The organism is Paraclostridium benzoelyticum, assembly GCF_001006285.1.
Classification (GTDB): domain Bacteria; phylum Bacillota; class Clostridia; order Peptostreptococcales; family Peptostreptococcaceae; genus Paraclostridium; species Paraclostridium benzoelyticum.
Genome location: NZ_LBBT01000088.1, coordinates 1 through 14,439, shown reverse-complemented (window position 1 = coordinate 14,439; position 14,439 = coordinate 1). Strand labels below are relative to the sequence as shown.

Annotated in this window: 12 protein-coding genes; 11 read left to right on the top strand and 1 reads right to left on the bottom strand. The window is 27.0% G+C overall.

Features of this window, described 5'->3' with window-relative positions:
- Window positions 1-78: 78 nt before the first annotated feature.
- The 11 genes from VN21_RS04085 (at window position 79) to uvsE (ending at window position 12,209) form a co-directional block, all read left to right on the top strand.
- Window positions 79-444 (top strand): GntR family transcriptional regulator, encoded by a 366-nt coding sequence (locus VN21_RS04085; RefSeq protein WP_021430794.1) that lies wholly within the window; start codon window positions 79-81, stop codon window positions 442-444.
- Between the two features lies 1 nt (window position 445).
- A complete protein-coding gene (locus tag VN21_RS04080; RefSeq protein ID WP_046822169.1) occupies window positions 446-1,147 on the top strand; it encodes an ABC transporter ATP-binding protein in 702 nt (233 codons plus the stop codon).
- Complete coding sequence (locus VN21_RS04075) at window positions 1,141-1,938, top strand: hypothetical protein (RefSeq protein WP_046822168.1); 798 nt, start codon at window positions 1,141-1,143, stop codon at window positions 1,936-1,938. The genes VN21_RS04080 and VN21_RS04075 overlap by 7 nt, the downstream gene beginning before the upstream one ends.
- 78 nt (window positions 1,939-2,016) lie before the next feature.
- Window positions 2,017-2,193, top strand: coding sequence for a hypothetical protein (locus VN21_RS18600; RefSeq protein ID WP_021430791.1), 177 nt, complete (start codon window positions 2,017-2,019; stop codon window positions 2,191-2,193).
- 88 nt (window positions 2,194-2,281) lie between these two features.
- The gene (locus VN21_RS04070; protein ID WP_046822167.1) at window positions 2,282-2,575 is read left to right on the top strand and encodes a hypothetical protein; all 294 of its coding nucleotides are present in this window, start codon (window positions 2,282-2,284) and stop codon (window positions 2,573-2,575) included.
- A 121-nt stretch (window positions 2,576-2,696) separates the two neighbouring features.
- On the top strand, window positions 2,697-5,861 hold the full coding sequence (locus tag VN21_RS04065) for a DEAD/DEAH box helicase (protein ID WP_046822166.1): 3,165 nt from the start codon (window positions 2,697-2,699) through the stop codon (window positions 5,859-5,861).
- A gap of 21 nt (window positions 5,862-5,882) precedes the next feature.
- Window positions 5,883-7,010 carry an XRE family transcriptional regulator gene (locus VN21_RS04060; protein WP_046822165.1) on the top strand — a complete coding sequence of 376 codons (1,128 nt, stop codon included), beginning with the start codon at window positions 5,883-5,885 and terminating at the stop codon, window positions 7,008-7,010.
- 567 nt (window positions 7,011-7,577) lie between these two features.
- Window positions 7,578-7,898 carry a YhdT family protein gene (locus VN21_RS04055; protein WP_046822164.1) on the top strand — a complete coding sequence of 107 codons (321 nt, stop codon included), beginning with the start codon at window positions 7,578-7,580 and terminating at the stop codon, window positions 7,896-7,898.
- On the top strand, window positions 7,898-9,400 hold the full coding sequence (gene panF / locus VN21_RS04050; RefSeq protein WP_046822163.1) for a sodium/pantothenate symporter: 1,503 nt from the start codon (window positions 7,898-7,900) through the stop codon (window positions 9,398-9,400). The genes VN21_RS04055 and panF overlap by 1 nt, the downstream gene beginning before the upstream one ends.
- Window positions 9,401-9,576: 176 nt before the next feature.
- Window positions 9,577-11,127: a nitrite/sulfite reductase gene (locus VN21_RS04045; protein WP_046822162.1), complete on the top strand. Its 1,551-nt coding sequence runs from the start codon at window positions 9,577-9,579 to the stop codon at window positions 11,125-11,127.
- 122 nt (window positions 11,128-11,249) lie between these two features.
- The gene (uvsE, locus tag VN21_RS04040; protein WP_046822161.1) at window positions 11,250-12,209 is read left to right on the top strand and encodes a UV DNA damage repair endonuclease UvsE; all 960 of its coding nucleotides are present in this window, start codon (window positions 11,250-11,252) and stop codon (window positions 12,207-12,209) included.
- A gap of 80 nt (window positions 12,210-12,289) precedes the next feature.
- On the opposite strand, the gene VN21_RS04035 is transcribed toward uvsE, so the two are convergent.
- Complete coding sequence (locus tag VN21_RS04035) at window positions 12,290-13,954, bottom strand: glutamine--tRNA ligase/YqeY domain fusion protein (RefSeq protein ID WP_046822160.1); 1,665 nt, start codon at window positions 13,952-13,954, stop codon at window positions 12,290-12,292.
- Window positions 13,955-14,439 lie beyond the last annotated feature (485 nt).

Here is a 14,439-nt window from a genome sequence, read left to right as displayed (position 1 = left end):
TATTAAAAAGGTTGCATATTAAAGTAAAAACATATATTATTGTATTAAGTGATTAATACAATAAGGAAGTGATACAATTTGACTTGGGAATTTGATAATAACAAACCTATATATTTGCAGTTAATTGATATATTAAAGCTGAAAATTATATCTGGTGAATTTGAAATAGGTTCTAAACTAAGTTCTGTAAGAGATATGGCATCAGAAGCAGAAGTAAATCCAAACACTATGCAAAGGGCTCTAGCTGAATTAGAAAGGGAAGGGTTATTGCATAGTCAAAGAACAAGTGGTAGATTTGTGACAAATGATGAAGAAAAAATTAAATTTATGAGAAAAGAAATAGCAGACAGAGAAATAAATTCACTGAAAGAAAAGTTAATACAATTAGGATACAAAAAAAATGAAATTGTAGAGATTGTAAAAAATAACATAATGGAGGATTAATATGAGTAAAAATATAGCTGAGTTTAATGATGTATATAAAAAGTATGGTAAGAAACAAGTATTAGAAGATTTTAATTTAAACATACCTAAAGGCAAAATAGTAGGTTTATTAGGTCCAAATGGAAGCGGAAAAACTACTATGATAAAGTTACTAAATGGCTTAACGCAATGTGATAAAGGAAATATTTTTATAAATGGATTGAAACCATCTGTAAAAACTAAAGAAATTGTATCTTATTTGCCTGATAGAAACTATTTAAATGAAGATATGAATGTAAAAGAACTTTTAAAATTATTTAGTGATTTTTATAAAGACTTTGATATAAATAAAGCAAAAGAAATGATTAAAAATTTAAATTTAGAAGAAAATGAAAAAATAAAATCTATGTCTAAAGGTACTAAAGAAAAAGTAGGCTTAATATTAGTAATGTCAAGAAATGCAAAATTATATATACTTGATGAGCCTATAGGAGGAGTTGATCCAGCATCAAGAGCTTATATAATAAAAACTATACTTAAAAACTTTAATGAAGATTCAACTCTTTTAATTGCAACACACCTTATAAATGAGATTGAAAATATTTGTGATGAAGTTATTATAATTTCTAAAGGAGAGATTTTATTAAAAGGGAATGTAGACGAAATTAGAGAAGCAAAAGGAATGTCTATAGATACTTTATTTAGGGAGGAATTTAAATGTTAGGAAAGTTATTAAAATATGAATTAAAATCAACTGCTAAATTTTTTGTACCTATGTACATTGCAATATTAGCAATAACAACTTTAAACTCTATATTTATAAGAAAAGATGTTTTTATAGAGGCACAAGGGATAATAAATATGGTTATAGGTGGACTATTTATAGCAATAACAACCCTAACTATAGTAATTATAGTTAAACGATTTAAAAAGAACTTACTAGGAGATGAAGGTTATTTGATGTTTACTCTTCCTGTAAATACTAGCAGTCTTATATTATCAAAATATATATCTGCCTTAATATGGGTGTTATTAACTATAATAGTTAGTTCAATGTCAATAATTATATACTCTAATGCACTATTTACTGATATTGGGGGATTATTTGGAGATGGAACAATATTTTCTATAAACAGCATAATGATTTCAGGAAAACAATTAGTTAAAAACAATCAAGATATTATAATAATTTTTAGTACTATAGGATTAATTTTAAGTGGTATATCTATAGTTGTATTTGTTATTTATAACTCAATAGCAATAGCTGAGTTACCTATTTTTACTAAGCATAAAACTGTAGTTAGTATAACATTATTCTTTGTAATAGGGAAAATTATAAGTATTATCTATGACTTTATTAACAATATTGCAATACCAATAAATATTTCAAACCTAGAATTTATCCAAGCCTTTACAAAAGTGACTACAATAGGAATTTTACAAAACATATTTATAGTTATTATTTTATTTATTAGTCTTAATTATACTTTAAGTAAAAAACTTAATTTAGACTAATAAGGTAAATTTTATATCGTTTAAAAATTTAAAAAAAATCACAACATAATCTTAAGTAAATTAAGAAAGGGTGATTATATGAAAAAGTCTAAAAAATATGATGAATATAAAAATGAAGCTCAAAATTTTCAATCTATGGTAAATCATTCACAACGAAACTCAGAGTTTGAGTCTCAATTAGAGGAAAGTCAAACTGTTGATAAAAAAATGGCTTCAAAAAGACAAGGAGCATTAACTAAGCAAATAAGTAATTAATGTAAAGTTTGATTTTGTCGAATTAAAAAAATAAAATAGTTAATGATAATAAGGAATAAAATAAGCAACAAGAAAGGAACTATTTAAAATGAAAAATTCTATGAAAAATCAATCATTAAATTCTATGAAAAATAATGCTCAACCTAATATGCAAAGCGTATCTGAGATGAACATGCAAAATAGTGGAAATCTAAATCTACAAAACAGTGTTCAACCAAACATGCAAAATAATGCTCAGCCTAATTTACAAAGTGTATCTGAAATGAATATGCAAGATAGTGTTGAACCAAATTCTCAATTCTCATCAAGTGTGGGTGCTAAGGGAATGGCTGATAAAAATGCTTATGCAAAAAAACAAATGCAAAATAATGAATTAAATTAAAAGTAAGCTTTATATATAAAAATAATAAAGACTGTAGTTTATTTTTTTAACTACAGTCTTTATTATTTTTACTAAAAAATATATAATAAAGGTTATGACTTAAAAGAAATTAGGTGAGTAAATGGATTTTAAAATAGTAAATGAAGTTTTACTACAAAATATAGATAGATATAGACTAGATAGATCTAGAGACTATTATAAACAAGGATATATAGAAGAAAGCTTTTTTTCAAAAGAGGAAGATAAAATAAGTTTATACGGTACAGTAGTATCAAAATATCAAAGAGAAATTTATAATAGCTTTTTAATAATAGACTTAAATAATAAAAAAATTATAAGCAGCGGATGCACATGTGAGGATTTTAATCAAAATACAACTCTTAACAATCACTTTATATGTAAGCATATAGCATGTATAACATTAAAGGAAATTGACAATTTGAAATCTAATATAGTAAACAATTTAAAATTAAAGACTATGGATATAAAAGAACAAACTAGACCGAAAGTAAATACAAGATTTATAAATAAAGATTTACTGAATTATTTTAAAGTAATTCCAAAAGAGAAAGTAAATTTGGAAGTAGATATAACTAGTTATTTAAATCAAACTTTAGAGGTTGAATTTAAGATAGGTAATGACAAAATGTACACGCTAAAAGATTTTAAACAATTTGCGACTTCAAGAGTAGATGGAAATCCAATAATGTATGGAAAAGATTTTATATATGATCCCAAGAGTAGTTACTTTGAAGATGATGAAGAATTAGCGCAGTTTATAGAAGACTATGGACTAAGTTTAGTAGATAATATAAACTCAAGAAAAAATAGATACATGATATTAAATTCTAGTTTACTAAAAAGGTTAATGGAAAAGCTTAAATATAAAGAATTTACGTTTAACTATAATAGAAAAACATATAATCCTCAGATAATAAATGGATATGTACCAATTGATGTAGAAATTAAAAAGGTAGGAGATAAAATAGTTATACTTAATAATGATAATTTACCTGTTCCTTTATCAAAAAAAGGAGATGTAGTCTTTTATGAAGGCAATATATATTTAATTTCAGGGGATAATGGAATATACTATAAAAAATTATATGAATTATTAAATGAGAATAAATTAATAGAGTTTGAGGACGATGAAATTAGCGAATGTTTAACTAATTTAATTCCTAAGTTAAAAGAAATATATAATAATTTGAATATGGATGAAAGTATTATAAACAATATAACTAAAGACTTAACAGTGAATTATTACTTCGACTTAGCCGATTCAAGAATTATCTGTGATGTAAAAATGCACTATGAAGGTGAAAAAGATGGCAAATTTGTTATAAGAGATATTGAGAAAGAAGAAGAAGCTGTATATAGGCTCTACACAAATTATTTTGAAAGAGAAAAAGATAAATATGTGTTTAGAGGTACAGACTCTCATCTATATGATTTTTTAACTACAGAAATTAATAGGTTAAAAAATATTGGACAAGTATACTATTCAGATAAATTTAAAGAAAAGAAGGTATATAACTCCTCCAATATAAAAGTAGGTTTAGGAGAGGAGATAAACCACTATCTTGAATTTAAGTTTAAAATAGAAGATGTAGATGAAAAAGAATATAAGGAAATTTTAAAATCTTTTAAGGCAAATAAACGATTTTATAAACTTAAAAATGGAAATTTTATAAATTTAGAAGATGATCAAACAAAAGAAATATTTAAGCTTATGGAAAGTTTAGGATTTACTAATAGCATTAAAGAGATGAATGTACATAAAAGTAAAGCAATGTATATAAATAATCTGTTAATAGAAAAGAAAATACCCTATATAGAAGGTATTGAAAATATAAAAAATACAGTAGATAAATTCAATAATAGAAAAGATGAAAATTATGAAGTGCCGAAAAGTTTAAATGCTGATTTAAGAGATTATCAAGTTGAAGGTTTTAAGTGGTTTAAAAGCTTAAAATCTTGCGGATTTGGAGGTGTTTTAGCTGATGAAATGGGGCTTGGAAAAACAATACAGACAATAACTTTTTTATTGTCTCAAAAAGAAGCTAAAAGCATGGTGATTACTCCAACATCTCTTATACATAACTGGAAAAGTGAGTTTGAAAAATTTGCTCCAAGCTTAAGAATAGGCATAGTTCATGGAAATAAAAAAGAAAGAGAAAGTACAATAAACAATATTGAAAGTTTTGATGTTTTATTAACTACATACGGTTCCTTAAGAAATGATAATGATAAGTATGAAGATATTAATTTTGACTGCTTGATTATAGATGAAGCACAAAATATTAAAAATCCAACATCTATAACAACCGATGCTGTTAAAAATATAAAAGCTAAATGTAAGTTTGCTCTTACAGGAACACCTGTTGAAAATAACTTAGCAGAACTGTGGTCTATATTTGATTTTATAATGCCTGGTTATTTATATAATTTAAATAAATTTAGTTCTATTTTTATAAAAGATGAAAGTAATTTAATTAGATTAAAGAAACTTATAAAACCTTTTATTTTAAGAAGGACTAAAAAACAGGTAATTACAGAATTACCAGACAAAATAGAAACGAAATTTTTAGTTGAATTAGGAAAAGAACAACGTAAAATATACAAAACATATGTTGATGAAATTCAAAGAAAGTTACAAGATAAATATGAAAGTAATGATAAAATAACTATTTTAGCATATTTGACGAAGTTAAGACAACTATGTTTGGACCCAAGTTTGATAGTTAGTGATTATAAAGGAAAAAGTTCAAAAATAAACGCATGTGTAGAAATAGTAAAAGATAGTATATCAAATAATGATAAAATTTTGGTATTTTCTCAATTTACAAGTGTGCTTAAAAATTTAGCATATATATTGGATAAAGAAAATATAGAATATAATTATTTAGATGGACAAACTAAAGCTAAAGATAGAATTGAACTTGTGAATGACTTTAATGAAAATAATAATAAAAAAGTATTTTTAATTTCACTAAAAGCAGGAGGAACTGGATTAAACCTAACTTCTGCAAATAAAGTAATTCACTTTGATCCATGGTGGAATGTATCTGTTGAAAATCAAGCTAGTGATAGAGCTCACAGGTTGGGGCAAAAACAGGTTGTTGAAGTTATAAAGTTGATAGCTAAAGGAACTATAGAAGAAAAAATTATAAAACTTCAAGATGATAAACTTAAAATGATAGATGATATAATAGGAAATGAACTATCTGATTCAAACACTTTTAAAAATTTATCAAATGATGAAATTTTAGATTTATTGACATAATTTAAGAAAGGTAAAAATGACATGAGTAAAAATATATTTAATGGAAAAAAATTAAAAAATGCTAGGATGTATAGAGCTAAAACTGTAGATATGTTGGCTAGCGAAACTAAAATCAATAAAAAGGATATATTAGCTTTTGAAGCTGACAAGTATAAACCAACACTAGAAAATGAAATGAAATTAGCTAATGCTTTAAGTTTTTCAAAGGATTACTTTAGTGAAAAAGATAAAGTTAACGTAGTAGTTGAAAATACACATATTAGAACTGAGTCAACTTTACCTAGAGTAGAAGATATAGCATTAAAAGAAAAACTAGTTATGACTCACAGGGTGCTTAATTTTATACAAGGATATATAAAGTTCCCAGAAATGAATTTACCAAATAATTTAAATAGAAACGATGATATAGAAGTACTAGCTGAAAAAACAAGAGAATATTTCAACTTGGATAATGGACCTATAGGTAATATGGTTAACTTGCTTGAGATAAATGGAATTTTTATATCTGCCACTAACATAGATAAAAAAGGTGCCCTTGCATTTAGCCAGAAACAAAGTATAGATAAAGAAAGCAGATATTTTATAGCTCTAGGAAATGATAAAAAATCAGCTTCTATAAGAAATTATGATTTAGCATATGAACTAGCTTATATAGTAGCTAATGAAGCAAATATACAATCTAAGAAATTCTCGAAAGATGAGTTTGCTTGTGCATTTTTAATGCCTAAAGACTCATTTTTAAATGATCTAGAAGGAACTCAAGAGTTAGAAGATTTTATAGAGTTAAAAAGCAAATGGATAGTTCCTATATGGGCTATGATTCTTAGAGGTTACCAATTAGGAAAAATAAGTTATAAAAAATATATGTACTTAATGAACGAAATGGATAAAAATGGATGGAGCAAGAAAGAGCCATTAGATAGCAATATAAAATCTTCGCATCCAATTCTTTTAAAAAAATCATTTGATATGCTAATTGAAGGTAAGATTATGAATGAAGGTCTGTTTATGAATAACCTAATAAATTATGGTCTTAGTATATATCCACAAGATGTAGAAGAGTTACTCGGATTAAAAGAAGGAACTTTATCTAAAAGCATAAATAAGAGCAATAAAGATAATGTAAAAAAAGTTAACTTTAGAAAGTAAAAAAAGGGCTATATTAATTTTTTAATATAGCCCTTTTTTTACTTAAAATAGTATAAGCACATAAGCCATAGCAATTATAGCAACTAATAGCCATATTACTCTGCCTAAAATCATAGGTTTTATTTCTTTTGTAACAAAATCTTTTATATTAATTAGTATCTGGAGGAACTGGTTCAAGAGTTAGACCTATTTATATACAGAGAACAAGGAAAAACAGGAGAACGTTTTGGAAATATGATTGATAGAATTGGCGTTGAAAACATGGAAACTCAAATTTTATCAAATGATATGGTAGATAGAAGAGAAGAAATATTGGAAGCAGAACTTCATGTAGTTGGAGGAGCTACTTGCTAAAAAAGTGAAAAAATAACTTGAAAACTTATAGTTTGTAAGTTATTTTTTCACTTTTTTTGTTATAAGTATATTGAAATTTTTATATTTTATAGACAGATTTCTTTTTATACTGTATATTTTTATGTACATTGTATACTAAAAAACATATAACAATAATAAAAGTTTATTTTGGATATATTAATTAAATAACAATGATAAGGAGATTGTTTTCATATGAATAAAAATAAAGAAAATTTTGACTTTGAAGAAGATCCTAGATATAAACAGTGCAACAAGGAAGCTTTAATGGGATTAGCATTAGGAATTGTAAACTTAGCATGGTGGTTTGGGTTTGGATATGGATTAGGATCTAAACCAGTTAAAGAATACACATATATACTTGGATTTCCAACTTGGTTCTTTATGAGTTGTATAGCTGGAGGAATATTATTTTCAGTATTAACTGTAATTATGATAAATAAATTTTTTAAGAACATGTCTTTAGATGCGTTAAGTGGAGATGAGTTAGAAGAGTATAGAAAGGAATATAAGTAATGAAAGACATAAATTATCAAGTACTATTGCCTATTTTTATATATTTTATAGTTATATTTATAGTAGGATTTTACTCTATGAAATTCGTAAATAGGGCTAAAAATAAACATAATGGCGAAAAAGGATTCATGGATGAATACATGACCGGAGGACGGGACTTAGGAGGTTTTGTTCTAGCTATGACACTAGTTACAACATATTTGAGTGCAGGAAGTTTTATAGGAGGGCCAGGAACAGCGTATACCCAAGGATTAGGATGGGTATTTTTATCTATGGCGCAAATGCCAACTGGATATTTTACATTAGCAGTACTTGGAAAAAAGTTTGCGATAATAGCTAGAAAGATAAATGCAGTCACGATTACTGATTTTTTAAGAGCAAGATATAAATCTGATGCGGTAGTAATACTTACATCTTTATCTATAGTAGTATTTTTTATAGCTGCAATGGCAGCTCAGTGGGTTGGTGCAGCTAGACTTTTGCAAGGTGCAGTTGGATTAGATTACAAAGTTGCACTTACAGCTTTTGGCTTAACAGTTATAGTACATACTGTAGTAGGAGGGTTTAGAGCGGTAACTATCTCTGATACAATTCAAGGCGTTATAATGACAGTAGCTACTATAGCTATATTTGTAGGTACTGTTATAGCAGGAGGAGGAATATCTAATATAGTAAGTAATATGCAAAGTGTAAATGAAGGACTTATAACTCCATTTGGAGTTACTCCGGGGAATATGAGTATAGCATGGGTAACGTCATTTTGGATACTGGTTGGTTTTGCAGTAGTAGGAATCCCTTCAGTATCCCAAAGAGCTATGAGTTATAAAGACACAAAGAGTTTACATGATGGAATAAAGTATGGGACAATCGTATCTATGATTTTATTATTAGGGATGCATTTAGTTGGAGCATTTTCAAGTATTCTTGTATTTGGAATTGAGTCTGGAGATTTAGTAATTCCTACTATAACAACTCAATTATTTCCGCAAGTAATTGCGGGAATTTTACTGGCAGGTCCATTAGCATCGATAATGTCTACGGTTGATTCACAATTATTAGTAGCATCAGGAGCTATAGTCAATGATATATATACTAATTATATAAACCCTAAGATAAAAAAAGACGCTAAAAAAACTGGAACTATAAGTGTATTAGTAACATCTACATTAGGTATAATAATTTACATAGTCGCAATAAATCCTCCAGATTTAATAGTATGGCTAAATTTATATGCAAATGCAGGTATAATAGCTACATTTTTATGGCCTATTGTATTGGGATTATATTGGAAGAAGGCAAATTCAAGTGGAGCATTAGCATCTATAATAACAGGTATAGGTACTTATATCCTATTTAGTTATATATGGGTAAAACCATTAGGTATGCATACTATAGTTTTACCTCTTATAATTTCATTATTATCATTTATTATTGTATCTAGTTTTACAAAACCACCAACGAATGAGACTATAAAAATTTTTTGGGGCGTTTATAAAAAATAAATTTAAAAGAGGCATCTTACTAGGTGTCTCTTTTTTAAATTAGTGTATAAATTTATAAACCATTGAAAATATTAATGATTATAATAGGAAGAATCAATTTCTAATTTAAGGAAAAATGTCGTAAAATAAATATGTTAGATAAAAGGCGATAAAAAGTCATTATAAAGGAGTCAAATATGGAAAGTTATAAACAAATATTATTAGATGAAATACCAGAATTCAGAGCAAAAGGACATAAGTTCTTAGACAAAGAAATGTCAAAAATGGACTTTAAACATACATCTGGTGGAATGGGTGTTTATGCGCACCGTGATGGAGAACACTTTATGATAAGACTTAGAGTGGCTTCAGGTATATTAAATCTTGAGCAATTAAAATTAGTGCAATATTTTGCTCATAAATATAATTTAGAACAATTACACCTTACAACTCGTCAAGCAATACAACTTCATGGACTAACAATAGATGAAGTTTGTGATATCATGGAAGAAGGTATACATAAAGATATGTACACAAGAGGTGGTGGAGGTAACTTCCCAAGAAACGTTGCTATCTCACCTTTATCAGGAGTAGACCCAGAAGATATCTTTGATGTAACACCTTATGCAACAAAAGTTAATGAGCACTTTATGAGTAAAATAACTACTTACAAACTACCTAGAAAGTTAAAAGTATCTTTTTCAAGTTCACCTAAAGATGAATCAAAAGCTACAATAAATGATTTAGGATTTATGGCAGTTAAAAAAGATGAAAAAGAATACTTCAAGGTATACATAGCTGGAGGAATGGGTAAAAATCCTATAAAAGGTTGTGAATACGATGAACTAGTAGAGCCGAAGGATGTATTATATCATGTAGAAGCTATGACTAATTTATTTATAGAAAAAGGTAATTATGAAAATAAAAACAAAGCTCGTACAAGATACATGCTTATGGAAATGGGTAAAGATGCTTTATTAGAATGCTATAAAAAACATTTAAAAGAAGCAAAAGAAAAATGTAATTTAGATTTAAATGTAACTCAAAAAGTATATGATAAAAAAGGACTTTCTATAGATGTCAAAGATGATCGTTTAGTTTCTCAAAGACAAGATGGACTATACGCTGTTTATGTACACCCTGTAAATGGTCAATTAAAAGTTTCTGACTTAGACAAAATAATAGAGACTGTAAATGATATGGATGATATTGAAATAAGATTAGCTATGAGTGAAGGTCTTTATATAAGAAATTTAAATGGAAAAGAGGCTAAAAAAGTTTTAGATTTAACTAAGGATATAACAAGTAAATATAAAATACAACAAAGTACAGCTTGTATAGGTGTTCCTATTTGCCAAATGGGTATAGCTGAAAGTCAAGAAACTTTAGAGGAAATAATCAAAACTTTAGAAGAAAAAAATTATAATAGTGACACTTTACCAAGAATTCATATATCAGGATGTCCTAACTCTTGTTCAACTCACCAAGTTGCACCTATTGGTTTTGCTGGTAAAAAGAAAAGAGTTGGAGATAAGACAGAAGATGCTTATGAACTTCATATAGGTGGATGTGCTACTTTTGAGGAAACTAGATTAGGAAAAATATACGGAGATGTATTAAGAAGAGAAGTTCCAAACTTATTATTCGATATATCAGAAGCTATAGCTAAATCTAACTTAGAATTTTATGAATTTATAGAAAAAAATGAAGACGAATTAGACACTACAGTAAATAAATATTTATTATAATAAAAAGTGAACTCTAGTATTAGAGTTCACTTTTTTATTTAATATTTTTATTAATTTGTAGAATATTATATAATATAAAGAAAAAACTAATTTTATATTATACAGATTAAAGGAGAAATTATATGAAAGTTAGACTTGGATATGTAGCTATAGCTTTAAATTTGCCCAAAGTGACCTCTTCAAGCACTGTAACATATTCTAGATATTCTAAGATCAATACAGAGGCAGACAAGCTAAATAAGCTAAAGGAAGTAACTAGATCAAATATATATGACTTAGAAAAAATATTAAATTATAATATAGAAAATCAAATACATTTTTATAGGATAACTTCAAATTTAATACCGCTTGGAACTCATCCAGACGTAACATTTGATTATAGGAAATATTTTAAAAAAGATTTTGAATATATAGGGAATATAATCAGAAAAAATAATCTGAGAATAGATTCTCATCCAGATCAGTTTAATGTAATCAATAGCATAAAAGAAAATGTTGTGGAAAATACTATCAAAAGTTTGAAATTTCAAAGTCAGATATTTGAAGATATAAATTATAAAGAAGGAAAAATGGTTATACATATCGGCAGTTCTCAAGGCGGAAAAGAAGAAAGCATAGAAAGGTTTATAAATAACCTAAAATATTTTCCAAATGAAGTTGTAAGTAGATTAATATTAGAAAATGACGATAAAATATTTACAGCACAAGATGTTTTAAATATATGCAAAGAAACAAAATTACCTATGGTTCTTGATATTCACCATCACATTTGTAAAAATAACGGAGATGAAATTAAGTATATATTAAAAGATATTTTTAATACTTGGAATAATGAAATTTTACCACCTAAAATACATTTTTCAAGTCCGAGAGAATTTGAAAAAGATAGAAAACATGCAGATTTCATAAATGCAAAAGATTTTTTGAATTTTATATACCTAGCTAAAGATGAAGTAGACAGAGATTTTGATGTTATGATAGAAGCTAAAAAGAAAGATCTAGCATTAAAAAAGCTAGTAAATGATATAAGGGATTTAGATGGAAATATTAAATTTATAGATGAAACAACTATAGAAATATAAATTACTATACATATATTATTATAAAAAGAGCTGAGTGAAATACTTAATAAAAAGTATTTTAACTCAGCTTTTTAGTTATATTATTTATTCGGTTTAAATGAACTCTTTAATGGAACTACTCTATTAAATACTAGCTTTTTATCAGTAGTATATTTAGAATCTACATTGAAGAATCCATGTCTTACAAATTGGAACTTATCTTGAGGCTTAGCATTTTCTATAGCAGTTTTTTCAGCAAAACCTTGAACTATCTCAAGAGAATTAGGGTTTATTTGCTCTAAGAAGTGCTTACCTTCATTTTCAGGAGCATCATCTAGGATTAATGGCTCAAATAATCTAAATTCACAAGGAACAGCACTATTTGCATCCACCCAGTGTATAGTAGCTTTAACTTTACGACCAGTAAATCCAGAACCACTCTTAGTTTCTGGATCATATGTACAGTGGATTTCAGTTACATTTCCATTTTCATCAGTTATGAAGTCATTACACTTAACAAAGTAAGCTCCCTTTAATCTAACTTCATTACCAGGGAATAATCTAAAGTATTTTTTAACTGGTTCAATCATAAAGTCGTCTTGTTCTATATATATTTCTCTAGAGAATGGAACTAATCTTTTACCCTTAGTTTCATCTTTAGCATTGTTTTCTATTTCAAGCATTTCAACTTGACCTTCTGGATAGTTAGTTATAACTAGTTTTAAAGGCTTTAAAACACCCATAGCAAGAGGTGCTTTAGGTTGTAAGTCTTCTCTTACAAAGTAGTCTAACATTTGGCTATCTACTGTAGAATCTGCTTTAGCTACACCTATTTCATTACAGAAGTTTCTAATAGCTTCTGGAGTGTAACCTCTTCTTCTAAGACCAGCTATAGTAGGCATACGAGGATCATCCCAACCATCAGTTACACCTTCATCAACAAGTTGTTTAAGTTTTCTTTTACTCATAACAGTATTTGTAAGATTAAGTCTAGCAAATTCTATTTGGCGAGGAACTTCTGGCATTTCACACTCAGCTACAACCCAATCATAAAGTGGTCTTTGATCTTCAAATTCTAACGAACATAGAGAATGAGTTATACCCTCTATAGCATCTTCTAATGGATGAGCGAAAGCATACATTGGATATATACACCATTTATCACCAGTATTGTGGTGATGAGAATGAGATATTCTGTATATAGCAGGGTCTCTTAAATTGATGTTAGGAGAAGTCATATCTATTTTAGCTCTTAAAACTTTTTCTCCATCTCCAAATTCTCCGTTTTTCATTTTTTCAAATAATTCAAGATTTTCCTCTATAGATCTATTTCTATAAGGACTTTCTTTTCCTGGTTCTGTTAAAGAACCTCTATACTCTCTCATTTGCTCTGCGTTTAAGTCGCATACATAAGCTTTACCTTTTTTTATAAGAAGAACAGCTCTTTCATACATTTGCTCAAAATAATTTGAAGCAAAGTATAAGTTAGTCCAATTAAAGCCTAACCACTGAACATCTTCTTTTATAGAGTTTACATACTCTACATCTTCTTTTACTGGATTTGTATCATCGAATCTTAAATTTACATTTCCATTAAACTCCTTAGCTAAACCAAAGTTTAAACATATAGATTTAGCATGACCAATATGTAAATATCCATTTGGCTCAGGTGGGAAACGAGTTATGATAGTATCATGTTTTTTAGATTCTAAATCATTAACTATTATGTTTCTTATAAAGTTTGATGACTTATTTTCATTTGACATATTCGTACCTCTTATCTATTAAATTTGTATTATTATTATTATATAATTACTATTATTAATAATTTTAATTCAAATTGAGAAAAAAATAAAGGATTAGTAGTTAATTTCTTACAATTATAGTGAAAAATATTATAGGAAAATGTTTTTAAGTGTAAAAAATAAAATAAATATTAAATTACAATTATAAAAAAACATATTTTTAAAATAATCAACAGACTTATTAACAAAATATAAACAATATTAACAATTTAATAATGAAATATAGAAACAAGTTTGTTATAATCTATATAGAGTAATTTTGTTAGGGGTGGGGGAATGCTAAACTTTAAACTTTGTAGTGAAATTTTAAAAGTATGTCCATTGCCATGTATATATGGACAAGCTATAAAAAATGAAGAAGAAATTTTTACAGACTTTATAATAGAAGACTTTAATGATAAACTTTGTGAGCTTGTGAATCTGGATGAAGAATATATCAAAGAAAA